Here is a 23,532-nt window from a genome sequence, read left to right on the forward strand (position 1 = left end):
AACTCTGGATTCGTCACGCCGTCGTTCGTCACGACCACATCTTCACGACAACGTCTTCACGACCGGACCATCACCACCACAACGTCTGGGACACCACACCGGTTCCCTGTCGCCACGGTCGCGGGTTCGGCGGAAGTCACCGTCGTGACGACGACAGTAGTCGAATATGACTGCCGGTGCCGCGCGGTATCGCGCGCGTCATCCGGAGTTGCGCCGAGGGCGAACACCGGTTGGGTCCGAGGCATCCGGAGATGCATCGCCCACCGGGGTCTCCGATCGGTCTGCCGCAACAGAACGGTTCCGCAGCGCCAGTGCCTGCCAGATGTAATCGAAGCCGGTGAAGACGGTGACGGCCAGCGCGACGCCCATCACCACGGCGGCGGCCACGTGCCACGGTCCGTCGAGCGGCAACAGATAGAGACCGATGGCCACCGCCTGCAGCAGGGTCTTCAGCTTGCCGCCGCGGCTCGCCGGGATCACACCGTGACGCAGCACCCAGAATCGCAGGGCCGTGACACCGAGTTCGCGGGCGAGGATCACCGCGGTGACCCACCACGACAGGTCGCCGAGAACGGACAGGCCGAGCAGAGCCGCACCGATGAGCGCCTTGTCTGCGATCGGGTCGGCCATCTTCCCGAAATCGGTGACGAGGCCTCGCTCCCGCGCCAGACGGCCGTCGTAGCGGTCGGTGATGGCAGCGATCGCGAAGATCACCGCCGCAACGATCCGCCATGCTGTGTCGTGCCCGCCGCCGATGAAGAGGGCCGCGACGAACACGGGGACCAGGACGATGCGGAAGACGGTGAGCGCGTTGGCGATGTTGACCAGTGGTACCGGGTCTACGGGGTCGGTGATGTGGTCGGGTCCACGACCGGCGCCGGCAATCCCGTGCTCGTGCACGGCACGGCGCATCCGATCGGTCATGACGCACCGATCTCTCGTGGTCGCCGACCGACCAGGCGATACTGCTCCCGCACGCCCACAGCCTATCGGCACCCCGGTCGCGGGCTGTCCGCGAGGGCGGACTCCGCTCGAAAGGCGCGTGCGCGGCCGTCCTGCGCGCGACTACTGTGAGGTCTCATGCCCCCTGCAGTCCCCGACCCCGAGCCCCGGACGCCGCCGCCCGGCTCCCCGGGACCAACCGCCGGAGACGACGCGAACGCCCCTGCCGCGGCAGAGGTTCGCGACGCGGTGATCCGACGGGCACGAACGTCGGACGTACCCCGGATCAAGGAACTCATCGATCAGTACGCGGGCCGCATCCTTCTCGAGAAGAACCTCGTCACGCTCTACGAGGCGGTACAGGAGTTCTGGGTGGCCGACCTCGACGGTGTGGTCGTCGGATGTGGCGCGCTGCACGTCCTCTGGGCCGACCTCGGCGAGGTGCGTACCGTCGCGGTCGACACCGGGTACGCGGGCCGCGGTGTCGGTCACCGGATCGTCGCGCGGCTGATGGACATGGCCCGGGAGTTGCAGCTGTCACGCGTATTCGTGCTCACCTTCGAGACCTCGTTCTTCGCGCGGCACGGTTTCAGTGAGATCGACGGCACGCCCGTGACCCGCGAGGTGTTCGAGGAGATGTGCCGTTCCTACGACACCGGCGTCGCCGAGTTCCTCGATCTCAGCTACGTGAAGCCCAACACCCTCGGCAACACCCGGATGCTGGCCAACCTCAACTGATCAGGACAGGAGTCCCGATGGCGACCTTTGCCGTCCACTACACCTACGAACCGCCCAAGGCGGCGCTGCGCGACCAGTACCGGCCTTTACATCGTGAGTGGCTGGGCGAGGAGAACACCGCCGGCAACGTCCTGCTGGCCGGCCCCTACCCGGACGGCTCCGGCGCGCTGATCGTCGTCCGCGCCGAGAGCCTCGCCGCCGCCGAGGCGCTTCTGGCCAACGATCCGTTCATCGCACACGAGGCCGTCGACGGTGTCCGGGTGATCGAATGGACCCAGGTCTTCGGGCCGTTCGACGCCTGATCCACCCGGACCACCGCCGGTTGGCGATCGTCAGCGAGCCGTCGGTTCGGAATTCCGCGACCTGACCAGGCTCGCCACGGTGGTGATCACCAGCGTCAGGATGATCACCCCCAGCGAGACCGGGGTGGTCACCTCGGGCACAGACACATGCTCACCACCGTTGACGAACGGCAGCGTGTTCTCGTGCAGCGCGTGCAGGATCAGCTTCACGCCGATGAACGCCAAGATGAACGACAGCCCGTACGACAGGTAGACGAGTCGATCGAGCAGCCCGCCGAGCAAGAAGTACAGCTGGCGAAGTCCCATCAGTGCGAACGCGTTTGCGGTGAAGACCAGATAGGGCTCCTGGGTGAGACCGTAGATCGCCGGGATCGAATCGAGCGCGAACAGCACGTCGGTGAAACCGATGACCACGAGCACCATCAGCATCGGGGTCGCCAGGCGTTTGCCGTTGGCCTTGGTGAACAACTTGTCGCCGTCGTACTCGTCCGAGGTACGCAGATAGCGTTTCACGAACCGCTCGAGGCGGCTCTCCCGCTGCTCCTCGTGCTCCACCGGGTCGTCGCTCTCACTGACCAGCTTGACCGCGGTGAAGATCAGGAACGCACCGAACAGGTAGAAGACCCAGCTGTAGGCGTTGATCGCCGCGGCGCCCACCAGGATGAAGACCGTCCGCATGACCAGGGCCATCACGATGCCGAGCAGCAGAACCTTCTGCTGATACTCCTTGGGCACCGCGAACTTCGACATGATGATGACGAAGACGAACAGGTTGTCCACCGAGAGCGCCTTCTCGGTCACGTAACCGGCGAAGTACTCACCGCCGAACGTGCCGCCCCATTTCCACCAGACGAACAGCCCGAAGACCAGGGCGATCGAGATGTAGACGGCCGACCAGGCCCCCGATTCCTTCAGGGACGGGGCGTGTGGGACCCGGACGTGGGCAAAGAAGTCGAAGACGAACAGGCCTGCGATCACCACACAGGTGACGATCCAGACCGTTGTCGAGATATCCATGAAAGTGATCTCCTCCAGCGCGCAGCACAAGCATGCGATGCCAGAGGTCTCTCCCGCCGGGGGGTGCGATGAGCTCGCATCAGGATGATGCGCTCATCGGGCCGACCGACGAATCCGGGCCGTCCGCGCCGCGATGATCGGCATCGCGGCCCGGGGCGACCGTATTGACGGAGACGCCGCAAAGGGTGGGGATACTCCCCTCTTCGATCACCGGCCAGCCTAGTACACGCGGGTATGGTTGCACCATGGCGCCACCACAGCGCCCGGCGACCGTCGGCGACATCCACACCGTCGCACAGGCGATGCCGCACGTGACGGATGCCGGATCGTCGACGGATCGACCGGTGTATCAGGTGGGCGGGAAGTCGTTCGTGTTCTTCCGCACGCCTCGTCCCGACGCCCGGGATCCCGACACCGGCGAACGGTTCGACGACGTCGTCGTCATCTGGGTCCCGACGGAAGACGACAAGCTCGCACTCGTCCAGGACGAGCGTTCACCGTTCTTCACGACAAGCCACTTCGACGGGCACCTCTCGGTGCTCGTGCGTACGTCGAGGATCGGCGAGCTGACCCGAGCCGAACTGACGGAGGTCATCCAGGACGCCTGGTTGAGCCGGGCGTCGGCGCGGCGTGCCCATTCCTGGCTGTCCGAACACGGGCTCACCTGAGGATCGAATCGGCCGCATGGCGGCCGACCCGGGCGTCCGGAGCTGACTCACTCAGCGGTGGCGTCGTCGCTCCCGCCGCCGGTGATCGAGGTGATCACGCCGGCGAGATCCTCTGGTTTCACCAAGACCTCACGGGCCTTGGAGCCCTCGCTCGGTCCGACGACGCCGCGCGTCTCCATCAGGTCCATCAGCCGCCCGGCCTTGGCGAATCCGACACGCAGCTTTCGCTGCAACATCGACGTGGAGCCGAACTGGCTCGACACCACGAGTTCGATTGCCTGCAGCAGATCGTCGAGATCGTTGCCGATGTCGCCGTCGATGTCCTTCTTCTCGCCTGCCTTCGCGGTGGTGACGCCCTCGGTGTACTCAGGCTCGCTCTGCTCGCGGGTGAAGTCGACGACTGCCTGGATCTCCTCGTCGGTGATGAAGGCACCCTGCATTCGGATCGGCTTGTTGGCGCCCATCGGCAGGAAGAGCCCGTCACCCATACCGATCAGCTTCTCGGCACCGGGTTGATCGAGGATGACTCGTGAGTCCGTCAGCGACGAGGTCGCGAACGCCAGGCGCGACGGCACATTCGTCTTGATCAGACCGGTCACCACGTCGACGGAAGGACGCTGGGTGGCCAGCACGAGGTGGATGCCCGCCGCACGCGCCTTCTGGGTGATGCGCACGATGGCGTCCTCGACGTCACGTGGTGCGGTCATCATCAGGTCCGCGAGCTCGTCGACGATCGCCAAGATGTAGGGATACGGCGTGTACACGCGCTCACTGCCCAACGGCGTGGTGATCTCACCGGAACGCACCTTGGCGTTGAAATCGTCGATGTGGCGCACCCTCGACGCCTTCATGTCCTGGTAGCGCTGCTCCATCTCCTCGACCAGCCACGCCAGTGCCGCCGCGGCCTTCTTGGGCTGGGTGATGATCGGCGTGATGAGGTGCGGAATGCCTTCGTACGGGGTGAGTTCCACCATCTTGGGATCGATGAGGATCATCCGGACGTCGTCAGGGGTGGCACGGCTGAGCAGCGAGACGAGCATCGAGTTCACGAAGCTCGACTTACCCGAGCCGGTCGAGCCCGCGACCAGCAGATGCGGCATCTTGGCCAGATTCGCACTGACGAAGTCGCCCTCGATGTCCTTGCCGAGTCCGATCACCAGAGGGTGCCCGTCCTTGCGCGTCTTCGGCGACTTCAGCACGTCGGCGAGGCGGACCATCTCGCGATCGGCGTTGGGCACCTCGATGCCCACCGCCGACTTGCCCGGGATCGGCGCGAGCAGGCGGACGTTGTCGGTGGCGACCGCGTACGCGATGTTGCGCTGCAGCGCTGTGATCTTCTCGACCTTGACGCCCGGACCGAGTTCGACCTCGTAGCGGGTCACCGTCGGTCCACGGGTGTAGCCGGTGACGGCGGCGTCGATCTTGAATTGCTCCATGACTCCGGTGATCCGGTCGATCATGTCGTCGTTGGAGCGTCCGCCCTGCTTTGGCGGGTCTCCGTCGATCAGCAGGTCCGACGGCGGCAACTGGTACTCGCCCTCGACTGTGCGGTCGACGAGCGCTCCCGAGCTCTCGGTCGGCACCGCGGGCGTCTGCGGTCGTGCCGCCGACCGCTTCGTCGGCGTCTTTCGCGGCGGCGACGGTTCGGCGGGTTCGGTCTCGATCTGCTCGGTGACCTCGTCGTCGAGCGGGATCGTCGTCGCGGCCGCGAAATCCGCGGCATCCACATCCGGGTCGACCGGACGACGGGACCGGCGGCTGCGGCGCACCGGCTCGGCGTCGGGCGGATAGTTGTCGTAGGGGTCGGGTGAGTAGCCGGCGGGTGTCTCGAGCACCTCGGTCACGTCATCACCCGCGCCTCGACGACCCGCACGGCCACGAAGCGACCGACGGGGAGCGCTCTCGCCATCGTCGTCGACCCGGTCGTCATCGTCATCGTCGAGTTCGTCCCACGGCGCGACGTCGTCGGCGTAGGGGACCTGGCCGAGGCCGAGATACCCGGCGGCACCGTCGATCACCTCTCGGACCGTCTTGCCGCTCAAGATCAATGCACCGAAGGCGACGCACAACAGCAGGATGGGCACCGAGATCCACGCTGTCACACCGTCGGTGAGCGGGGTGCCGACGGCGAAGCCGAGGAAACCGCCTGCCGACGACCGGCCGGGCAGATCCTCCGGTGCGCCGGCGACGAGATGGATGAGTCCGAGCACCGGCAAGACCACGAGGAGGCCCGCACCGAGATACCGGGCTCGACGATGCGGGTTCGGCGGCCGGCGCATGAGCACCACCGCCAGCGCCACCAGGGCGAGCGGTACCACCACGGATGCCGCTCCGACGATCGCACGGATGAGTGCCTCGATGAATGCACCGACCGGTCCGGCGGCCCCGAACCACACGCTTGCGCCCACCAGAAGTGCAAACGCGAGGATCGCCAGCGCGACACCGTCGCGCCGGTGCGAGTGCCCGCTCAGGTCCCGCCGGGGTGTCGTCCGCCCTCGGCGATCGGCGGGTCGCTCCTCGTCGAACGGGTCGTCGACGATCGGACCGTCGAGATCGAACCCATCGTCGACCGGATCGTCACCGTCGAGGTCGTCGAACTGCTCGCCCACCCCTGTCGACCGGACTCCCCCGGCGCGGGCCAGACCGCCGACGCCGCGGGCCATCAGCGACCACCCCGCGCCGAGTCCTCGCCCGACGGCGGACGCCCCGGTCGCCGCCACGGACCGGCGGTGGATGTCTTCGGACGCCACCGCGCGCTGTGCGGCTCGAGCGCGTGTCGAGGTGCTGCCACTCTTACGTGCCGTCGTCGCACGGGTACCGGCCGAGGTCGAGCGCGACGTCCGCGTACTCGTACCGCGCGTTCCCCGTGCACCCGACTTCGTCGTTCCCGCAGTCGCACGCGATGCCGATTTCGGCGCACTCCTCTGCGACGCACCCCGTTTCTGGGCACCAGCGGTTGCTTTCGAAGCCATGCCGGACAGACTAGTCGCCTACCGTCACCTCAGTCACATGGGCAACACTGGCAACGCATTTGTGTGTCGAATTCGTAACCGAACGGAATCGAAGGAGTCAGAAGCCCCGCTCGGCGCTCATGACCGCCGACACGCTGTCCCCGTCCCCCTCGTACGTCACGTCCAGTGGCGCCCGTCCGAACGCGAACAGCACCAGCTCGCCCGGGGTGCCGGTCACCACGACCGGCTTGCCCGACCCGGCGGTGACCAGTTCCCGGCCGTCCGTGGTGGTGAGGGTGATCGAGGCCGGCGACCCCTTCAGGGCGAGCTTGCCCATCGACTTCGCCGGCGCGACGAGCGCCTCCTGCATGTCGGGCGACAAGGGCCGCGGAGTCCACGGCGCGTCCCTCCCGGCACCGCCGCGCAGCACGTCCTCATGGTGGACGAACATCTCGGCGAGGTTGGCCCAGCGATCCACGAGTTTGAACGGCGAGAAGGTGGGCGGCCCGGACGCCAGTTGGTCGAGCAGCACGTCCCACGGCTGCGTCGCAGCGCCGGCGCGCACGCGCTCGGTATGGCCGGCGAACTGCTTGATCATGATCCCTGGGCCGGTGTCCGGCCGACGTTCCCGGACCACCAGATGGGCGACGAGGTCCCGCGTGGTCCAACCGTCACACATGGTCGGGGCATCTGGACCGATCGAGCGGAGGGTCTCGACCAGAGCGGCACGTTCATCTTGTGCGAGAGTCACATCTCACACCCTAACCGCGGCTGTGGCCGTCCACCGACCTCGATCAGGATCCGACGGCGAGCACCGTCGGCACGATCATCGGCCGGCGACGGTAGGTCTCGGCGACCCACCGGCCCACGGCGCGTCGGATGGTCTGGGCGATCCGGTGCGCATCGGTGACACCTTCCGCGGCAAGGGAGTCGAGCGCCTGATGCACGATGTCGGCCGCCGCCTTCAGCGCATCGGGATCGTCGGAGAAGCCACGGCCGGACACCTCGGGGACACTCACGGCGCGCCCTGTGGTGGCATCGATCGCGACGGTGATGGAGATGAAGCCACCCTCCCCCAGCACCAGTCGTTCCGAGAGCGTCGACTCGTTGACGTCACCCACCGACAGCCCGTCGACATAGACGTGACCAACCGGGACACGCCCGGCGATCTCCGCGCGGCCGTCGACGAGGTCCACCACCACCCCGTCCTCGGCCAGCACCACCCGGTCCTCGGGAACACCGGTCGCGACCGCGAGCGCGGCATTGGCCCGTAGGTGGCGCCATTCGCCGTGGACGGGCATCACGTTCGACGGCCGGACGGCGTTGTAGAGGTACAGCAGTTCGCCGGCGGACGCGTGCCCGGAGACATGCACCTTGGCGCTCTGCTGCGTGACGACCGTGGCACCACGCTTCGCCAGCCCGTTGACCACGGCGAACACGGAGTTCTCGTTGCCCGGGATCAGTGATGATGCCAACACCACGAGGTCGTTGGCGCGGATGTTGATCTGGCGGTGTTCACCGCGCGCCATCCGCGACAACGCCGAGAGCGGCTCGCCCTGCGAGCCGGTCGAGATCAGCACCAACCGGTCGTCGGGCAGGGTCGCGGCCGTGTCGAGATCCACCAGGACGCCGTCCGGGACCGACAGGTAGCCGAGGTCCTGCGCGATCTGCATGTTGCGGACCATCGACCGTCCGACGAAGGCGATCCGTCGGTTGTGCGCGAGGGCGACGTCGACGACCTGCTGAATCCGGTGCACGTGGCTGGCGAACGACGCGACGATCACCCGCTGGCGGGCGCGACCGATGACCTGGTCGAGGACACCGCCGATCTCGCGTTCCGGCGTCACGAACCCGGGAACCTCGGCGTTGGTCGAGTCGACCAGGAACAGGTCGACCCCCTCGTCGCCCAGGCGGCTGAAGCCGGCGAGATCGGTGAGTCGATTGTCGAGCGGCAGCTGGTCGAGTTTGATGTCACCGGTGTGCAGGACCACGCCGGCCGGGGTCCGGATGGCCACCGCGATGGCGTCCGGAATCGAGTGGTTGACCGCGAAATACTCGCAGTCGAACGGCCCGTGCGTGGTCCGCTCACCCTCGACCACCTGCACGAGCTTGGGCCGCAACCGGTGTTCACGGCACTTCGCGTCGACCAACGCGAGCGTGAATTTCGAACCGATCACCGGGATGTCGCTGCGCAACCGCAGCAGGAACGGAACGGCGCCGATGTGGTCTTCGTGCCCGTGCGTCAACACGATCGCGTCGACGTCGTCCATCCGGTCTTCGATGTAGGTGAAGTCGGGCAGGATCAGATCGACGCCGGGCTGGGCGTCCTCGGGGAACAGCACACCACAGTCGACGATGAGAAGTCGCCCACCGTATTCGAACACCGTCATGTTCCGGCCGATCTCGCCGATGCCGCCGAGGGCGACGATGCGAAGACCGGTGCGCGGGGCACGACGCGGGGTGCCGAGACGATCGACCGCCGGGACCGATGAAGCCTGCGACCCGCGATCTCGGTTGTCGCCGCGCCGATCCCGGCGCTCGTGACGTCCCCCACCGGACCGCGCCTGGCCCGACTGGGCGCGCTCAGAGCGTGCGGCGTGCTTCGGTTCGACGTCCTGACCGCTTCGCGACGCCGACGTGTTGCCCTTCTTGGGGGCTTCCTTCTTGGGAGCTTCCTTCTTGGGAGCTCTCTTCGCGCCACCGGAGGCCTTGACCGGTGGCACGGTCTCGGCGGGAGGTATCGGTGCGGACTCGGCAGGCGGAGTCGTCGGTGCGGTCTCGGCGGGCGGGGCCGGAGGTCCCGCCTTTCGGCTTGCGGTGCGGCGGCGCCGCGCTGGCCCGGTCATCAGTTCAACACGCCTGCCGTGCGGAGATCGGCGACGAGCGCCTCGATCTGGGGTCCGTCTGCAGGCACCTGTGGCAGTCGGGGTCGTCCGACGTCGAAGCCGAGAATCCGCAGCGATTCCTTCACCATGGTCACACCACCCAATCGGCCCATCGCGTTGACCAGCGGGAGCATCGAGATGTTGAGTTCCCGCGCCGTTGCGATGTCGCCCTTCTCGAACGCCATCTGCATGTCGCGCAGTCGATCCGCGACCAGGTGACCGATCACACTGACAAATCCGGTGGCGCCCACCGACAACCACGGCAGGTTCAGCGCATCCTCGCCGGACAAGTACTCGAGGTCGGTGGAGGCGATGATCCCTGCGGCCGAGTGCAGATCACCCTTGGCGTCCTTCACACCCTTGATCCGGGGATGCTCCGCGAGCGCGAGCATCGTGTCGTTGAGGATCGGGACCACCGAGCGGGGCGGGATGTCGTAGAGGAGGACGGGGAGTTCGGTGGCGTCCGCGATCGACCGGAAGTGGGCATACAGGCCCGCCTGCGGCGGCTTGGAATAGTACGGCGTCACCACCAACAGCCCGTGGGCGCCGACCTTCTCCGCCTCGATCGCGAAGCGAACACTCTCGGCGGTGTCGTAGCTGCCCGCGCCCTGGGTGACCCGCGCCCGGTCTCCGACGGCGTCGAGCACCACGCGCAGCAGCTCGAGTTTCTCCGGGACGGTGGTGGTGGGTGACTCGCCGGTCGTACCCGAGACCACCAGTCCGTCGCATCCCTTGGACACCAGGTGTTCGGCCAACTCGGCGGCCTTGTCCAGATCCAGCGCACCGTCGGGGGTGAAGGGGGTCACCATGGCGACGCCGATGGTCCCGAAGGGGTGCGTCTGCGGCTGGTCTACGCCTGCGTTCATGGTGCTCAAGGCTACCTTCTCTCCACCGGGTACACGCGTGTGGGCACCCGGCGCGGCGCCGCTCAGCCCTCGAGGACAAACGGTGAGGTGGCGACCTCGGTTCCGTCCGCCAGCGTGCCGATCTCGAAGTCGCCGAACACCGTCGGCGCGACCTCCATGAGCTGACGCAGACACTCGACGGCGAGCTGCCGGATCTCGACGTCGGCGTGCTCGGTCGCACGCATCCCGACGAAGTGTCGCCACGCCCGGTAGTTGCCGGTCACCACGATCTTGGTCTCGGTCGCGTTGGGCAACACCGACCGTGCTGCCTGCCGGGCCTGCTTGCGCCTCAGGATCGCATTCGGCACATCGGCGAACTTGGCCTCGAGGGCGTCGAGTAACTCGCTATAGGCCTTTCGGGCGGCATCGGTCGCCTCGGTGAACAGTGCCTCGAGCTCCGCGTCGCCGCGGATCGCGGGCGGCGCCACCACATTCGAGTCGTGCTCCGGGACGAACCGCTGGGACAGCTGGGAGTACGAGAAATGGCGGTGCCGGATCAGTTCATGGGTACACGAACGGGAGATGCCCGTGATGTAAAAGGTCACCGACGCGTGCTCGAGCAACGACAGGTGGCCGACCTCGAGGATGTGCCTCAGGTAACCGGCGTTGGTCGCAGTGCGGGGATTGGGCTTGTCCCAACTCTGATAGCAGGCTCGGCCCGAGAACTCGACGAGCGCCTCACCGCCGGTGGCGTCGGTGGTCCAGTCGACGTCCGGGGGCGGCGTGAACTGCGTCGCGGCGACCATCTGCACCGTCAACGGCACCAACTCGGACACGTTGCCTCCTCACCGCACTCTTGTGTCGCCGCCCGACAATGTCACCGCCACCGCTCGCGCATTCCGCTCGATCCGCGCCGCGGTCCTGCCGACCGGCCCCGTCGATTGTCCACCAGTTGCCGACCGCGCTCCCTCTCACCCCGCGATACCGTCCACCGTGATGTCGACTCGGTCGTCGTCGAAGCAGATCAGGTCGCGCACCGGCTCCCCGTCGATCAGCGGGTCCGGATAACACCACGCGACGTCGGCCACCGAACGGCCGTGCACCGTGGCCGACCAGTATGCGGCGTGGCCTTTGTAGGCGCACGTCGTGCGCGTCTCACTGGCATGAAGCAGTTCCATCCGGACATCGGCGCGCGGTAGGTAGTGACGTGGTGGCAGGTAGGTCTCGAGCAAGAGCGTCGGGCGACGGCTCTCGGCGACGACCACATCGTCGATGCGGACCACCACATGGCGGCTGGTCTCGAGACAGTCGATCCGCTTGAACGGGTCGTGGGGGTGTGCGAGAACCGTCTGCTCCTCGTCACGCCACTCGTCGAAGGCGGCCCAATCGAGGACCGCGTGACCCTGGAGATCCGGATCGTCGGCAGTGAACGCGGCCGCCACCAATGTGCGATCCGGGGTCGGGATGCTCCAGGCGGTCCCCGCGCAGGTGTGCAGGAGGAACGCGTCGTCGGGGGTCAGGATGGGTGGCCGATGCTCGGCCGGGACGACGGCCACCGGGGCGACAAGCGTGACGTCGGCGAGCGGGACGGCGTAGAAGCCCACCACCCGGTCGGGCTCCCACACCTGCAGCGCACCTCTCGAATCGATGACCGGCTCGCCATCGACAAAGGCACGAACGCGGCGCCGCATCGCACACCAGCGGAGTTCGCCGAGTCGGGACATCGTGAACCGGTCCATCTCGATCGCCATGCCGCCGATCCTGCTCCTCTTGTCCGGTGGACACCAGACCCGCGGCGGCTCGACGGCAGACTGCCGGATGTCCGTCGGGCGGCCGGCAGATGAACGTTCGGCGGCCCTCGTCAGAAAGCCCACGGCGCTGCGGATCCGAGACGAGCACCCCGCTCGCCACGATGGCATCGGGTGCCGCATGATGAGCGACGTGCCCACATCGCCCCGCGACGCCGATCAGTCCGGCGTCCAACCTGCCGAACCGTCGGAACGTACCGGGATCAGCCGCCGCGCCATGCTGCGCACCGGCGCCGTGGCAGCCGGGGTGTCGACCGCAGGCCTCGTCGTCTCCCCCGCCCCGGGCGCGCCCGTGCCACGATCATCCGCGGTGTTCGCCCACGGCGTCGCTTCGGGCGATCCGCTGCCGCACGGCGTGATCCTCTGGACGCGCGTCACGCCGACGACTGCGGCGACGCCGGGTTCCGGTCGCGGGCCCGCCGTCGACGTCACCTGGGAGGTCGCACGGGATGCCACGTTCGCGCGCACGGTCGCATCCGGCTCCATCCGCACATCGGTCGAGTCGGATCACACGGTGAAGATCGATGTCAGCGGCCTGGAGCCCGACACGCGGTACGTCTACCGCTTCCGGGTCACCTCGGGGCCGCCGGTGGGCGCCACGTCGCCGACCGGGCACACCCGTACCGCACCGGCCGTCGACGCCGAGGTCGAGCGGGTGCGCTTCGGGGTGGTCTCGTGCGCCAACTGGGAGGCGGGGTACTTCGGGGCGTACCGGCACCTGCGGGCGCATCACGACCTCAGTGCGATCGTGCACCTCGGCGACTACTTCTACGAATACGAGACCGGCGGTTACGGCGGGAAGTCCGGCGTGGTGCGGCGGACGAAACCGGCCAACGAGACGGTGTCGCTGCGCGACTATCGGATTCGGCACGCCCATTACAAGACCGATGCCGATCTCGCCGAACTCCACCGTCTCCTGCCGTGGATCTGCACATGGGACGACCACGAGTCGTCGAACGACGCATGGAAGGGCGGCGCCGAGAACCACGGCCCGGGTGAAGGCCCCTGGGCGGCACGCAAAGCCGCGTCCGAGCGCGCGTATTACGAGTGGATGCCAGTGCGGCCGGAGGCCGCGGGAACCGGCAGGCATATCTACCGCAGGCTCCGTTTCGGCCGTCTGCTCGAGTTGTCGATGCTGGACCTGCGGACGTATCGGGACCAGCAGGTGTCCGCAACCTCGGCCGACGTCGACGACACGCGAAGGAGCATCACCGGACGAGCTCAGATGCGATGGCTCACGGGCGGTCTGACTTCGTCGACGACACGCTGGCAGATCGTCGGGAACCCGGTGATGATCGCGCCCGTCCTGATCCCGCCGCTCGATGCACGCAACACCGCGGCGGTCACCGAAGTGCTCGGCCTCCCCTCGGGCGGCGTGCCGTACAACGCCGATCAGTGGGACGGTTACACCGCCGACCGCCGCCGACTGCTCGACACCATCCACGACCATGGTGTCGACAACGTGGTCTTCGTCACCGGCGACATCCATTCGTCCTGGGCATGCGACATCCCGCTGGACGCGGCCCGCTACCCCGCCGGCTCGGTCGCGACAGAGCTGGTCGTCCCCTCCGTGACGTCGTCCAACATCGACGACATCCTCGGAGTCCCCGAGCACACCGTCGGGGCTGCCGTACCGACCGCGATCATGGCCGCCAACCGGCACGTCCGATGGAACGATTTCGATGCGCACGGTTACGCGGTGCTGACCGTCACCCGGGCGGCTGCGCAGATGGACTGGTATTTCCTCGTCGACAAGGCCGACCCGCGGACCAGCCGCTATCACGCCAGATCGTTCCGGGTACGGTCCGGATCACCACACGTCGAAGCCGCCACCGGACCCGCCGACTAGCGTCGGCCGTAACCGCGAGCGTCACGTCCACCCAGGAATCGAAAGGCCCGAGATGACCACACCTTCGCACCGCTCCGCACGACGACGCCGGCTCGTGTCCGCAGCGGCCGCTCTCGCCGTGATCGGTGCACCGGCGATCGCACCGACCGCGATCGGAACGGCAACTGCCGTCCCGTCGCAGGCCGCGCCGACGGTCGCTCCTGCCGCCTTCGACCTCGCCGGCACCGACAACACCCGGACGTTCACGAACTACCGCACCGTCGACGGTCACACGATCAACGGTCGCGTGCTCCGCAGCGACAACCTGTCACAGCTCACCGCGGCCGATCGGCAGAAGCTCGCCCGGGCTCACGTGACATCGATCATCGACTTGCGCACCCAGATCGAACGCGCCGTACAGCCCGACCGCTCGGTTCCCGGGGCGACGATCCAGTACTTCGACGTGCTGGGCGCACAACCTCCCACCACCCTGGTCGACATGCAGAGTTCCTACCGGTCGTTCGTCACCGATCCGTCGGCACGCGCAGCCTTCCGAAAGACGTTGCTGGACATCAAGAACACGGCGGCCAAGGGCAACACGGCGCTCTACCACTGCACCGCGGGCAAGGACCGTACGGGCTGGGCATCCGCGGTCCTGCTGTCCGTCCTTGGAGTCGACCGCGGCACGGTCGAGCAGGATTACCTGGCGAGCAACACGTTCCGGCATGCCAATGCCGACGACCCGCTGAACGGTGTGAACATCTCCTGGCTGCGGGCGTCCTTCTCGGCCGCGGACACGACCTACGGCAGCTTCGACAACTACGTCTCGAAGGGTCTGGGTCTGACCGGTGCCGACATCGCCGGGCTCAAGAAGGCCCTCCTCGTCAAGCACGCGTAGTCGCCGCGACGCCCGGCGCCTCTCGGCGATCGTCGGCGACTACCCGTCGACGATCGCCGACAGCTTCGCGTAGGTGTCCTGCCAGCCGTCGACGGCGATGGACTCGATCCCGAGATCCAGGACCGGGCGATCGTTGCCACCTTCGTCGAGACGATCCCCGAAGAACAGGATGTCACCGGTTCCGAGATCGAGGATGTCCATCAATTTCCTTGCCCCGTAAGCCTTGTCGATGCCCTTCTTGGTGACATCGACCGAGGTGGATCCGCCGCTGCGCACCTCGAGGTCGGTCAGTCGCGCGGCGGCATGAGCGCGTAGCGACTCTTTCTTGACACCGTCGGGATCCCACGCGGCCTTGGCCTCCACCGGAGCCGCCTGACCCAGCGCACTGAACGTGATCTGGCTTCCGCGGTCCTCGAGGATCGGTCCCCAGGTCTCCGTCTCCCACAGACCGAGTTCCTTGGCGCCGGTTTCCAGGACGGCGAGCGTGCGCGACTTCTCATCGTCGGTGAGGTACTCGGCGTACACGGTCTCCCATTCGGAGCCCGACCAGCGCACGTACTGCGTGCCGCAGGTGGGCATCAGATGGAGGTTTCCGATCGAGTCGAAGGTCCCGAGCCGGGCCAGCACCTGTGCGGCGAACTGTTCGAACCGGCCGCCGGAGATGATGCAGCCGAGACTCTGGTCCAGCATGCGGCGCATCAGGGCGACCATGTCGTCGGCCATCGGACTCTTCGACGGCGCCAGCGTGTCGTCGAGATCGAACATGACCAACCGGTAGTCCTTGCCCTGGTACGTAACCGCCATCATCAGCCTTCCGGTCGAGCGCGTCGGTGCGCAGTGGTCGAGCAGAAGCATGGCATCTCGCCGTCGAACGTGCACCAGTCGGGGTGCACCGTCAGCGAATCATGGCCGACGTCACGTCGAGGAGCCGAATCGCCTCACGCCGGTCGACACGCGCGAGGGTCATCGCTGCGATGGTTGCGCCTGCGATGGACGTGGCGCGTGCGGCCACGGTCTCCGCGTCATCGTCGGGAAAGCGTGCCGCAACTCCCCTGGTGACAGCCGCCAGCAGTTCGGCGTGATAGGCACCTACGACCTGCCGGATCGCGGCGTCGTCCCCGAGTGCGGTCCCCGCGGTGCCGACGAGCAGACAACCGGTCGGCTCGTCGGAATCCCCGAGCCGCCCGATCGCGTCGGCCAACCCGGTGAGGTACCGGGCCAACGCGTCGGACGCCACATCCGGCGCCTGCAGCGGCCGGATACGGGGCCGCACGACGGTGTCCAGATAGTCCTGCACCGCCGCATCGAACAGACCACGCATGTTCCCGAACGCGTGATAGATGCTCGACCGCGACAATCCGGTCGCCTTCTCCACATCGGACAGCGAAACCGCGTCGAACCCCTTCTTCCAGAACAGATTCCGCGCCGAGGCAACAACGGTGGCGGTGTCGTACGCCGGTGCTCTACCCATGGTCGTCCTCTGACTCGGTCGTTCGTCTCCACAGCGAGTGTACGCTGTTGTGGACTGATCGGTACACAATCCGGAAGGGAGTCGACGATGACTCAGACCAGCACCCAGATCCAGCTCGCGAACCGGCCGACCGGCTGGCCCACAGACGCAGATTTCCGCACCGTCACCGTCGAGTACGGCGCTCTGGCGCCCGGGCAGGTGCGTGTCGTCAACGAGTTCGTCTCGGTCGACCCGTACATGCGCGGCCGGATGATCGACACCCGCAGCTACATCCCCCCGTTCGTCCTCGACGAGACGATGACCGGCGGTGCCGTCGGCCGCGTCGTCGAGTCCACGAGCGACGACCTACCGGTCGGCACCCTGGTGTCGCATCAGTACGGATGGCGAGACCTCGTGCAGGAGGACGCCACGGGGTTCCGTGCCCTGCCCGAACCACCCGAAGGCGTTTCGTCGTCGGTGTACCTGGGCATGCTCGGCATGACCGGCCTCACCGCGTACGTCGGACTCCTGACGATCGCGCAGATGCGCGCCGGGGACACCGTGTTCATCTCGGGCGCCGCAGGTGCCGTCGGGACCGCCGCCGGACAGATAGCCCGCCTCAAGGGTGCCGGACGCGTCATCGGGTCCGCCGGATCGGCCGAGAAGGTCGCGCTGCTCACCGAGCGTTACGGCTACGACGCCGCGTTCAACTACAAGGACGAGCCATCGGTCCGCAAGCAGCTCCGCGCGGCCGCACCGGACGGCATCGACGTCTACTTCGACAACGTCGGCGGTGATCACCTCGAGGCTGCCCTCGACTCGTTCAACGACGGCGGTCGTGCGGCGCTCTGCGGCGCGATCGCCCAGTACAACAGCACGACTCGTACTCCAGGACCCAGCAACATGGCCAACATCATCACTCGCGGCCTCACGTTGACCGGGTTCACCGTCGGCCACCATTTCGATCAGCTGCCGGAGTTCACCGCGACGATGGGTCAGTGGTTCGCCGACGGTGAGGTCGTACACGACGAGACCGTGGTCGACGGGATCGACAACGCGGTGGATGCTTTCCTCGGCCTCATGCGCGGCCAGAACACCGGCAAGATGGTCGTGCGCATCCCGTCCTGACCCCACTCACCGAACGGCTCTCGCGAGAGCGCGGACGAGGTCACCCCGCTCCCCGACCACGACGCGGTCCAGGCCCAGCCAGTGCGCCATCGCCGACAGATCGGCGGCGAGCCGTTCGGTGACGACCTTCTCGGGCCGCCCGTCCTCGAGGAAGGCACCGAGTACCAGGAGCGAACCTGCCTTGCGATCGGCCTTGAGGTCCACGCGGGCCACGATGTCCTCGCCCATCAGGTATGGGAGCACGTAATATCCGTGCACCCGTTTGTGTTCCGGCACATAGATCTCGATGCGGTAGTGAAAGTCGAAGAGCCGCTCGGCGCGTGGGCGGAAGAACACCAGAGGGTCGAACGGCGAGATGATCGCGGCACGGTCGATCCGGCGCGGGATCACGGCGCGGGCGTGCAGGTATGCCTGGTCGCGCCACCCGTCGACGGTGACCGGCGTCAGCTCACCCGCGTCGAGGAGCTCGTCGACGGCCGGCCGCACATCAGCGGTCTTGGTGCGGTAGTAGTCGGCGAGATCGGCGAGGGTCGCGACGCCGAGTGCGGCCGCCGCCCGCGCGGTCAGCTCCCGGTGGGCGTCGTCGCGTTCGACATGGACACCTGCGACGTCGGTACCGATGACACGCTCGGTCAGATCGTAGTGGCGCACGAAGTTCTCGTTGCGCACTGCCGACAGGTCACCGGCGGCGAACATGGCCTCGCAGAGGTGCTTGACCTCCCCGCGATGCCACCAACCCCCGGGGACACCCGCCGGCCGGACGATGCCGAGATGATCTTCGATCTGCTTCGGCGTGCTGGGCCCACCGTCGGCGATGACCGCGTGCACATCGCGGGCGAGCTCCCGGTTACGACGCATGACGTCGCGGGTGAACCGATAGCGTCCATCACGGAATTCATCTCTGCGCCAACCGAAGAGAGGCCAATCGTCGATCGGGATGAGCGCCGCCTCATGTGCCCAGTACTCCACGAGGAGTCGAGTACCGCGCCGCGGCCGCCACGCCGCACGGTCGAGGATGTCGCGATCGTACGGCCCCAACCTGCTGAACATCGGCATGTAATGCGCACGCGCGGCGATGTTCACCGAATCCATCTGCAACAACCTGGTCCGCCCGACGACCCTGCGTAAGTGTGCCGACGTCGGGGCGCCAGACGGTTGACGATCGGTGAATCCCTGGGCGGCGAGCGCGATTCGCCGCGCCTGCGCGGCCGAGAGACGGGTACGGGTCATGCGAGTGGCTGTGTGCCTCGACGCTTCGACGGCGCGCTCGCGTGTCGGAGATAGTCGACGAACCGGTAGTGGACGCCCGTCGACGACGGTTCCCAGCCCCCGGCGACGGCGACCTCCCACGTGTACGGATCCACTTCTGGCGCAAAGGCGTCGGCGCCCTCCACCAGCATGTCGATCTCGGTGATGCGCAGGTGCGTCGCAACATTCATCGACGCCTCGTAGATCTGTCCGCCACCGATCACGGTCACCGGTCCGTCGACCAGGTCGAGGGCGTCGCCGATGGTGTGCACGATCTCGGCACCCTCGGCCGAGAACGCGGCAGACCGGGTGATCACGATGTTTCGCCTGCCCGGCAGAGGACGGACACGGTCCGGCAGGGACTCCCAGGTCTTGCGTCCCATCACCACCGCGCCGCCTCCGGTGAGCTCGCGGAAACGCCGCAGGTCCTCGGGCACCCGCCACGGGATGGTGTTGTCGCGCCCGATGGCACCCACCCGATCCTGGGCCCACAGCAACGTGACCGTGGTCGCCATCAGACGGCCACCGGCGCCTTGATCCCCGGGTGCGACTCGTATCCCATCACCGCGATGTCGTCGAACTCGTAGTCGAAGATCGAATCACGTTTCCGCAGTTCGAGTTCGGGATATGGAAACGGGTCGCGGGACAGCTGTTTGCGCACCTGGTCGAGGTGGTTGTCGTAGATGTGGCAATCACCGCCGGTCCAGACGAACTCGCCGACCTCGAGCCCGGCCTGCTGCGCCATCATGTGCGTCAACAGGGCGTAGGACGCGATGTTGAACGGGACGCCGAGGAACATGTCGGCGCTGCGCTGGTAGAGCTGGCACGAGAGTTTGCCGTCGGCGACGTAGAACTGGAAGAAGGCGTGGCACGGCGGCAGCGCCATCTGGGGGATCTCCCCGACATTCCATGCTGACACGATGTTGCGGCGCGAGTCCGGGTTGGTCCTGAGCAGATCGAGGGCCGCAGAGATCTGATCGACGTGCTCACCCGAGGGGGTGGGCCAGCTTCGCCACTGCACGCCGTAGACCGGACCCAGATCCCCGTCCGGGCTCGCCCACTCGTCCCAGATGGTCACCCCGTGCTCCTGCAGCCAGCGCACATTGGAGTCGCCGCGCAGAAACCACAGCAACTCGTAGACGATCGACTTGAGGTGAACCTTCTTGGTGGTGATCAGCGGAAAGCCCTCAGCCAGGTCATATCGCAGCTGATGGCCGAACAGGCTACGTGTTCCCGTTCCGGTGCGGTCGGCTTTGGGCGTGCCGGTCTCGAGGACCAGACGCAGAAGGTCTTCGTACGGGGTCGGGATCTTCGCGGCGTGGGAGGTCGCCGACTGGGTGGCCGTGCTCACGGTGAACAGCTTACGGGCGGCCGCGCGTGATCTCTCGTAGCGCCTACGCGAGACGTCGGTGGTTTCCGTCGCCGAAGCGGACCTCGAGGACGGTGGCAGGTGTGCGCGGCGGCTCACCAGGCGGATGTATCCCGCGCGCTGCGAGAACAGGATGGACCGCCGGGTGCACCACAGTCTCCAGCGCCGCCTCACAGCTCGCCTCCGACTCCCACACATCGAGGTAACTCACGGTCTTGTCCTCGTTCTCGACGGCGACGTGAACGATCAGACCAGGCATCGGGGTGGCACCCATCCGATCGGCGATCTCACCGTAGATCTCGGCTGTGATCGGGACATTCTGAGTCCAGGCGTAGAAGCTCATGATGATCACCCACTTTTCATCCGACTCTGTATCGGATCAATTGGTTGAACGCTACGCTAGACCCGATGTCCGACTCCGTCAATGGTCGATCCCCAGGTCAACGCACCCGCCGCTACGATTCCAGTCGGCGGCGCGCAGCTGCGGAGGAGACACGCGCACGCATCCTCGCGACTGCTCGACGGTTGTTCATCGCCGACGGGTACGCCGCGACGACGATCGCTGCGATCGCCCGACAGGCAGATGTCGTGCCGGACACCGTCTACGCGACGGTGGGCCGCAAAGCGGAGCTGTTCCGGGTACTCATCGAGCTCGCGCTCTCGGGGACCGGCCGGCCGGTGCCCGGCGCGCAACGCGACTACGCCATGCGAATCCGTGCCACCACCGATCCGCGTCGGAAACTGGCCGTCTACGCCGAGGCGATCACCGCCATCCAGGCACGCCTGGCCCCACTGTTCCTGGTGCTGCGCGAAGCCTCCGCCGTGGACACCGAACTCAAGGCGCTGTGGGACGAGATCACCCGACGACGATCTGACAACATGCGCGTGCTCGCAGCGGATCTCGCGTCCACAGGTGCCACGCGGGCCGACCTCACCACTGACGAGATCGCCGACGTCATCTGGACGATGAACAGCTCCGAGTACTACTCACTGCTGGTGATCGACCGCGGGTGGTCCGAGCAGCGTTTCGGCGAGTGGCTGTTCGACGCGTGGTGTCGCCTGCTCCTCGACGAGGACGGATCCGGCGACCCGACGGCCTGACCCTTCGTGGGGACGTGAGTCGACCCCGCTCAGTCCGCCATCAGTCCGGCGGCGACCGTCGCCCCGAGTTCCCAGCAGCGCTCCAGGTCGGCCTTCTCCGGCTTGCCGGACACCGTGATGTACTCCGCCGCCTTGGCCCACCCGAGTCCGGTGGTGATCGAGTCGACTGCGCGCTGCGCGCCCTCGGTTCCCTCGTTGCCGTGCAGGTACAGCCCGAACGGACGCCCCTTCGTCGAGTCGAGGATCTGGTAGTACGTGCTGTCGAAGGCGTGTTTCAGCGCGCCACTGATGTAACCGAGGTTGGCGGGACTGCCGAGTACGTATCCATCTGCCTCCAACATGTCGGTGGCAGTGACCGCGAGCGCCGCCCGCCGCACCACGTCCACCCCGTCGATCTCCGGATCGGTCGCGCCGGAGACCACCGCCTCGAACATCGCCTGGCAGTACGGCGAGGGCGTGTGATGGACGATCAGCAGGGTGCTCACGACTCCTCCCCCTTGAACTGCGCGACGGCCCGTTTCATCATCTGGCGCGCTCGTCCCCGGTCGCCGGCGTAGTCGTAGGCGCGCGCGATCCGGTACGTGTTGCGCCACTCCGACGGATCGGCCTCCCACTCCGCCTTGACCTGCGCGAACAATTCGTCTGCTGCGTCACGCTCGATGCGTCCGGAGGGTCGGCGTGGCAGCGCGGAAACGTCGAGCTCGCGCCCCTCCTCGGCCATGATCCTGGCCAGCCGTTGGTGTTCGATGCCTGCCCGAAGCGTCGCATAGATCAGCCACGCCCCGATGAACGGAAGGATCAGCACACCGATTCCCACGCCGATCCCGGCGACGGTCCCCGACGAGATCAGATCGATACCGCGCTCCCCGAGGATGACGAAGTACACGATCATCGCCACCACCAGGAACCCGATCATCCAGACGATCGGGCGGGCATCCCGTTGTTTCGGTTCGGCGGCCATGTCTCTCAGAGGTCCATCAATTCTTCCAGGCCGACGGTGAGACCCGGCCGGTCACCGATCTCACGTACCCCCAGCAGCACACCCGGGGCGAACGACGTGCGGTCGAGCGAGTCGTGGCGGATCGTGAGCGTCTCCCCCTCGGTGCCGAGGATCACCTCCTGATGCGCCACGAGGCCCGCCAGGCGAACCGAGTGCACGCGGACGCCGTCCACCTCGGCGCCTCGTGCGCCGTCGAGTTCCTCCGTGGTGGCATCGGGACTCGGCCCGACGCCGGCGTCGGCACGCGCCTGTGCGATCAGGCCGGCGGTCCGGTACGCGGTCCCCGAGGGTGCATCCGCCTTGTGCGGATGGTGCAACTCGATCACCTCGACCGAGTCGTAGAACCGTGCGGCCTGCGCCGCAAAACGCATCGACAGCACCGCCCCGATCGCAAAGTTCGGCGCGATCAGGACGCCTACCCCCGGCTTGTCGGACAGCCAGGTCCGGACCTGATCGAGTCGCTCGTCGGTGAAGCCCGTGGTTCCGACCACCGCGTGAATTCCGTTGCGAATCAAGAACTCGAGATTGTCCATCACCACGGCGGGATGCGTGAAGTCCACGACGACGGTGGTGCCGGACTCGGTGAACTTCTCCAGCGAGTCGCCCTTGTCCACCCCGACCGTGTACGTCAGGTCGTCGGCGGCCTCCGCCGCGGCGACGATGGCCTGGCCGACCTTGCCCGCACTGCCGAGCACACCGACCCGGATCTCACCTGACATCGAGAAGTCCCTTCGTTCCGCGATACACCGCACCCGAGTCTATTGCGCGTCGTCGTCAGAAGATCGGCGCACCACCCCGGCGATGCTCGAAGACAAGCGACGTGGTGGTGCCGGAGACCTCGCGCCGCGAATTGAGCATCTCGACGAACTCGCGGAGGGCTTCGGTGTCGGCGGTCGCGACGTGCAGCATGTAGTCGTCGGCGCCGGCCAAGAAGAAGACATCGATCACGGCGTCCTGCCGGGCGATCTCACCGACGAAATGGCGGATCTCACCTCGGGCCTCTGACTGCAGGCTGACCGCCACCATGGCCCGCAGTGGGCGTCCCACCGCTGCCGGATCGACATCGGCGAAGAATCCGCGGATCACCCCGAGATCGGTCAGCCGTCGCACACGCCCGTGGCAGGTGGAGGCCGCGATACCCGCGCGCGACGCGAGTTCGCTGTTCGGCATCCGCGCATCGGCCTGCAGCAGACGCAGCAAAGTTCGATCGGTGTCGTCGAGGGCACGATCCGCGCTCCGAACATCCTTCGGCTGGATGGACATGTCATCGCTCCATATCGTCGATTATTCGCCAGCAACAGCGATGAGAGAATGATCTACACAAACATTGTGCTACTTCCGTAGTTCCTTCACT

General features: G+C 67.0%; 25 protein-coding genes. 7 read left to right on the forward strand and 18 right to left on the reverse strand.

Features of this window, described 5'->3' with window-relative positions:
* Nucleotides 1-198: 198 nt before the first annotated feature.
* Complete coding sequence (gene pgsA, locus GTV32_RS05740; RefSeq protein ID WP_161059308.1) at nucleotides 199-924, reverse strand: CDP-diacylglycerol--glycerol-3-phosphate 3-phosphatidyltransferase; 726 nt, start codon at nucleotides 922-924, stop codon at nucleotides 199-201.
* 156 nt (nucleotides 925-1,080) lie between these two features.
* Here pgsA and GTV32_RS05745 point away from each other — a divergent pair, with 156 nt between their 5' ends.
* Together GTV32_RS05745 and GTV32_RS05750 are read left to right on the forward strand one after the other, a co-directional pair.
* On the forward strand, nucleotides 1,081-1,680 hold the full coding sequence (locus GTV32_RS05745; protein WP_202421651.1) for an amino-acid N-acetyltransferase: 600 nt from the start codon (nucleotides 1,081-1,083) through the stop codon (nucleotides 1,678-1,680).
* Nucleotides 1,681-1,697: 17 nt separating this feature from the next.
* A complete protein-coding gene (locus GTV32_RS05750) occupies nucleotides 1,698-1,982 on the forward strand; it encodes a YciI family protein (protein WP_161059309.1) in 285 nt (94 codons plus the stop codon).
* A gap of 30 nt (nucleotides 1,983-2,012) precedes the next feature.
* Here the strand turns inward: GTV32_RS05750 and GTV32_RS05755 are convergent, their stop codons facing one another.
* Nucleotides 2,013-2,999 carry a TerC family protein gene (locus GTV32_RS05755; protein ID WP_161059310.1) on the reverse strand — a complete coding sequence of 329 codons (987 nt, stop codon included), beginning with the start codon at nucleotides 2,997-2,999 and terminating at the stop codon, nucleotides 2,013-2,015.
* A 245-nt stretch (nucleotides 3,000-3,244) separates the two neighbouring features.
* On the opposite strand from GTV32_RS05755, the gene GTV32_RS05760 reads away from it, so the two are divergent.
* Nucleotides 3,245-3,667: an MmcQ/YjbR family DNA-binding protein gene (locus GTV32_RS05760; protein ID WP_161059311.1), complete on the forward strand. Its 423-nt coding sequence runs from the start codon at nucleotides 3,245-3,247 to the stop codon at nucleotides 3,665-3,667.
* Nucleotides 3,668-3,714: 47 nt separating this feature from the next.
* Here GTV32_RS05760 and GTV32_RS05765 read toward each other — a convergent pair whose 3' ends face one another.
* From GTV32_RS05765 to GTV32_RS05790, 6 genes are all read right to left on the reverse strand, one after another.
* On the reverse strand, nucleotides 3,715-6,639 hold the full coding sequence (locus tag GTV32_RS05765) for a DNA translocase FtsK (RefSeq protein ID WP_202421653.1): 2,925 nt from the start codon (nucleotides 6,637-6,639) through the stop codon (nucleotides 3,715-3,717).
* A 97-nt stretch (nucleotides 6,640-6,736) separates the two neighbouring features.
* On the reverse strand, nucleotides 6,737-7,369 hold the full coding sequence (locus tag GTV32_RS05770) for a TIGR03085 family metal-binding protein (protein ID WP_161059312.1): 633 nt from the start codon (nucleotides 7,367-7,369) through the stop codon (nucleotides 6,737-6,739).
* Nucleotides 7,370-7,412: 43 nt separating this feature from the next.
* Nucleotides 7,413-9,464 (reverse strand): ribonuclease J, encoded by a 2,052-nt coding sequence (locus GTV32_RS05775; RefSeq protein WP_161059313.1) that lies wholly within the window; start codon nucleotides 9,462-9,464, stop codon nucleotides 7,413-7,415.
* Nucleotides 9,464-10,369, reverse strand: a complete 906-nt coding sequence (dapA, locus tag GTV32_RS05780) for a 4-hydroxy-tetrahydrodipicolinate synthase (protein ID WP_161059314.1) — start codon at nucleotides 10,367-10,369, stop codon at nucleotides 9,464-9,466. Before dapA ends, GTV32_RS05775 begins: the two co-directional genes overlap by 1 nt.
* A 62-nt stretch (nucleotides 10,370-10,431) precedes the next feature.
* Nucleotides 10,432-11,184, reverse strand: coding sequence for an FAD-dependent thymidylate synthase (gene thyX, locus GTV32_RS05785; protein ID WP_161059315.1), 753 nt, complete (start codon nucleotides 11,182-11,184; stop codon nucleotides 10,432-10,434).
* Between the two features lie 135 nt (nucleotides 11,185-11,319).
* Complete coding sequence (locus tag GTV32_RS05790; RefSeq protein WP_161059316.1) at nucleotides 11,320-12,099, reverse strand: DUF427 domain-containing protein; 780 nt, start codon at nucleotides 12,097-12,099, stop codon at nucleotides 11,320-11,322.
* Nucleotides 12,100-12,373: 274 nt separating this feature from the next.
* Between GTV32_RS05790 and GTV32_RS05795 the strand changes: the two genes are divergently transcribed.
* Together GTV32_RS05795 and GTV32_RS05800 are read left to right on the forward strand one after the other, a co-directional pair.
* Entirely contained in the window at nucleotides 12,374-14,005 is a 1,632-nt protein-coding gene (locus tag GTV32_RS05795) for an alkaline phosphatase D family protein (protein ID WP_237421714.1), read from the forward strand.
* Between the two features lie 52 nt (nucleotides 14,006-14,057).
* Nucleotides 14,058-14,882, forward strand: a complete 825-nt coding sequence (locus GTV32_RS05800; protein ID WP_161059318.1) for a tyrosine-protein phosphatase — start codon at nucleotides 14,058-14,060, stop codon at nucleotides 14,880-14,882.
* A gap of 39 nt (nucleotides 14,883-14,921) precedes the next feature.
* On the opposite strand, the gene GTV32_RS05805 is transcribed toward GTV32_RS05800, so the two are convergent.
* Both GTV32_RS05805 and GTV32_RS05810 read right to left on the reverse strand, forming a co-directional pair.
* Entirely contained in the window at nucleotides 14,922-15,686 is a 765-nt protein-coding gene (locus GTV32_RS05805) for an HAD-IIB family hydrolase (RefSeq protein ID WP_161062372.1), read from the reverse strand.
* A gap of 91 nt (nucleotides 15,687-15,777) precedes the next feature.
* Nucleotides 15,778-16,353, reverse strand: a complete 576-nt coding sequence (locus GTV32_RS05810) for a TetR/AcrR family transcriptional regulator (protein WP_161059319.1) — start codon at nucleotides 16,351-16,353, stop codon at nucleotides 15,778-15,780.
* Nucleotides 16,354-16,440: 87 nt separating this feature from the next.
* On the opposite strand from GTV32_RS05810, the gene GTV32_RS05815 reads away from it, so the two are divergent.
* Nucleotides 16,441-17,460 carry an NADP-dependent oxidoreductase gene (locus tag GTV32_RS05815; protein ID WP_161059320.1) on the forward strand — a complete coding sequence of 340 codons (1,020 nt, stop codon included), beginning with the start codon at nucleotides 16,441-16,443 and terminating at the stop codon, nucleotides 17,458-17,460.
* A gap of 6 nt (nucleotides 17,461-17,466) precedes the next feature.
* Here GTV32_RS05815 and GTV32_RS05820 read toward each other — a convergent pair whose 3' ends face one another.
* From GTV32_RS05820 to GTV32_RS05835, 4 genes are read right to left on the reverse strand one after another with little or no spacing between them, the layout of a single operon-like run.
* Complete coding sequence (locus tag GTV32_RS05820) at nucleotides 17,467-18,690, reverse strand: crosslink repair DNA glycosylase YcaQ family protein (RefSeq protein WP_161059321.1); 1,224 nt, start codon at nucleotides 18,688-18,690, stop codon at nucleotides 17,467-17,469.
* Nucleotides 18,687-19,223, reverse strand: a complete 537-nt coding sequence (locus tag GTV32_RS05825) for a dihydrofolate reductase (RefSeq protein ID WP_161059322.1) — start codon at nucleotides 19,221-19,223, stop codon at nucleotides 18,687-18,689. The genes GTV32_RS05820 and GTV32_RS05825 overlap by 4 nt, the downstream gene beginning before the upstream one ends.
* Nucleotides 19,223-20,059, reverse strand: a complete 837-nt coding sequence (locus GTV32_RS05830) for a thymidylate synthase (protein ID WP_161059323.1) — start codon at nucleotides 20,057-20,059, stop codon at nucleotides 19,223-19,225. The genes GTV32_RS05825 and GTV32_RS05830 overlap by 1 nt, the downstream gene beginning before the upstream one ends.
* Before the next feature lie 43 nt (nucleotides 20,060-20,102).
* A complete protein-coding gene (locus tag GTV32_RS05835) occupies nucleotides 20,103-20,420 on the reverse strand; it encodes a hypothetical protein (RefSeq protein ID WP_161059324.1) in 318 nt (105 codons plus the stop codon).
* Nucleotides 20,421-20,485: 65 nt separating this feature from the next.
* On the opposite strand from GTV32_RS05835, the gene GTV32_RS05840 reads away from it, so the two are divergent.
* Nucleotides 20,486-21,178: a TetR family transcriptional regulator gene (locus GTV32_RS05840; RefSeq protein ID WP_161059325.1), complete on the forward strand. Its 693-nt coding sequence runs from the start codon at nucleotides 20,486-20,488 to the stop codon at nucleotides 21,176-21,178.
* 29 nt (nucleotides 21,179-21,207) lie between these two features.
* Here GTV32_RS05840 and GTV32_RS05845 read toward each other — a convergent pair whose 3' ends face one another.
* The 4 genes from GTV32_RS05845 to GTV32_RS05860 are packed head-to-tail and all read right to left on the reverse strand — an operon-like array spanning nucleotide 21,208 to nucleotide 23,441.
* Complete coding sequence (locus GTV32_RS05845; protein WP_161059326.1) at nucleotides 21,208-21,663, reverse strand: flavodoxin family protein; 456 nt, start codon at nucleotides 21,661-21,663, stop codon at nucleotides 21,208-21,210.
* Entirely contained in the window at nucleotides 21,660-22,139 is a 480-nt protein-coding gene (locus GTV32_RS05850) for a hypothetical protein (RefSeq protein ID WP_161059327.1), read from the reverse strand. Before GTV32_RS05850 ends, GTV32_RS05845 begins: the two co-directional genes overlap by 4 nt.
* Before the next feature lie 5 nt (nucleotides 22,140-22,144).
* Complete coding sequence (dapB, locus tag GTV32_RS05855) at nucleotides 22,145-22,897, reverse strand: 4-hydroxy-tetrahydrodipicolinate reductase (protein WP_161059328.1); 753 nt, start codon at nucleotides 22,895-22,897, stop codon at nucleotides 22,145-22,147.
* 55 nt (nucleotides 22,898-22,952) lie between these two features.
* Entirely contained in the window at nucleotides 22,953-23,441 is a 489-nt protein-coding gene (locus GTV32_RS05860; RefSeq protein WP_161059329.1) for an Lrp/AsnC family transcriptional regulator, read from the reverse strand.
* Nucleotides 23,442-23,532: the final 91 nt, after the last annotated feature.

The sequence above is a fragment of the Gordonia sp. SID5947 genome (genome assembly GCF_009862785.1).
Taxonomy (GTDB): Bacteria; Actinomycetota; Actinomycetes; order Mycobacteriales; family Mycobacteriaceae; genus Gordonia.

Excerpts from the sequence above, each read along its gene's own strand:
- GTV32_RS05745 (WP_202421651.1), top strand. The coding sequence starts at position 1,081 with ATGCCCCCTGCAGTCCCCGACCCCGAGCCCCGGACGCCGCCGCCCGGC.
- GTV32_RS05795 (WP_237421714.1), top strand. The coding sequence starts at position 12,374 with ATGCTGCGCACCGGCGCCGTGGCAGCCGGGGTGTCGACCGCAGGCCTC.
- dapB (WP_161059328.1), bottom strand. The coding sequence starts at position 22,897 with ATGTCAGGTGAGATCCGGGTCGGTGTGCTCGGCAGTGCGGGCAAGGTC.
- GTV32_RS05860 (WP_161059329.1), bottom strand. The coding sequence starts at position 23,441 with ATGTCCATCCAGCCGAAGGATGTTCGGAGCGCGGATCGTGCCCTCGAC.
- GTV32_RS05765 (WP_202421653.1), bottom strand. The coding sequence starts at position 6,639 with ATGGCTTCGAAAGCAACCGCTGGTGCCCAGAAACGGGGTGCGTCGCAG.
- GTV32_RS05840 (WP_161059325.1), top strand. The coding sequence starts at position 20,486 with ATGTCCGACTCCGTCAATGGTCGATCCCCAGGTCAACGCACCCGCCGC.
- GTV32_RS05850 (WP_161059327.1), bottom strand. The coding sequence starts at position 22,139 with ATGGCCGCCGAACCGAAACAACGGGATGCCCGCCCGATCGTCTGGATG.
- GTV32_RS05775 (WP_161059313.1), bottom strand. The coding sequence starts at position 9,464 with ATGACCGGGCCAGCGCGGCGCCGCCGCACCGCAAGCCGAAAGGCGGGA.
- GTV32_RS05800 (WP_161059318.1), top strand. The coding sequence starts at position 14,058 with ATGACCACACCTTCGCACCGCTCCGCACGACGACGCCGGCTCGTGTCC.
- GTV32_RS05750 (WP_161059309.1), top strand. The coding sequence starts at position 1,698 with ATGGCGACCTTTGCCGTCCACTACACCTACGAACCGCCCAAGGCGGCG.
- GTV32_RS05825 (WP_161059322.1), bottom strand. The coding sequence starts at position 19,223 with ATGGCGACCACGGTCACGTTGCTGTGGGCCCAGGATCGGGTGGGTGCC.
- dapA (WP_161059314.1), bottom strand. The coding sequence starts at position 10,369 with ATGAACGCAGGCGTAGACCAGCCGCAGACGCACCCCTTCGGGACCATC.
- GTV32_RS05760 (WP_161059311.1), top strand. The coding sequence starts at position 3,245 with ATGGCGCCACCACAGCGCCCGGCGACCGTCGGCGACATCCACACCGTC.
- GTV32_RS05755 (WP_161059310.1), bottom strand. The coding sequence starts at position 2,999 with ATGGATATCTCGACAACGGTCTGGATCGTCACCTGTGTGGTGATCGCA.
- GTV32_RS05815 (WP_161059320.1), top strand. The coding sequence starts at position 16,441 with ATGACTCAGACCAGCACCCAGATCCAGCTCGCGAACCGGCCGACCGGC.
- GTV32_RS05835 (WP_161059324.1), bottom strand. The coding sequence starts at position 20,420 with ATGAGCTTCTACGCCTGGACTCAGAATGTCCCGATCACAGCCGAGATC.
- GTV32_RS05790 (WP_161059316.1), bottom strand. The coding sequence starts at position 12,099 with ATGGCGATCGAGATGGACCGGTTCACGATGTCCCGACTCGGCGAACTC.
- pgsA (WP_161059308.1), bottom strand. The coding sequence starts at position 924 with ATGACCGATCGGATGCGCCGTGCCGTGCACGAGCACGGGATTGCCGGC.
- GTV32_RS05810 (WP_161059319.1), bottom strand. The coding sequence starts at position 16,353 with ATGGGTAGAGCACCGGCGTACGACACCGCCACCGTTGTTGCCTCGGCG.
- GTV32_RS05805 (WP_161062372.1), bottom strand. The coding sequence starts at position 15,686 with ATGGCGGTTACGTACCAGGGCAAGGACTACCGGTTGGTCATGTTCGAT.
- GTV32_RS05820 (WP_161059321.1), bottom strand. The coding sequence starts at position 18,690 with ATGACCCGTACCCGTCTCTCGGCCGCGCAGGCGCGGCGAATCGCGCTC.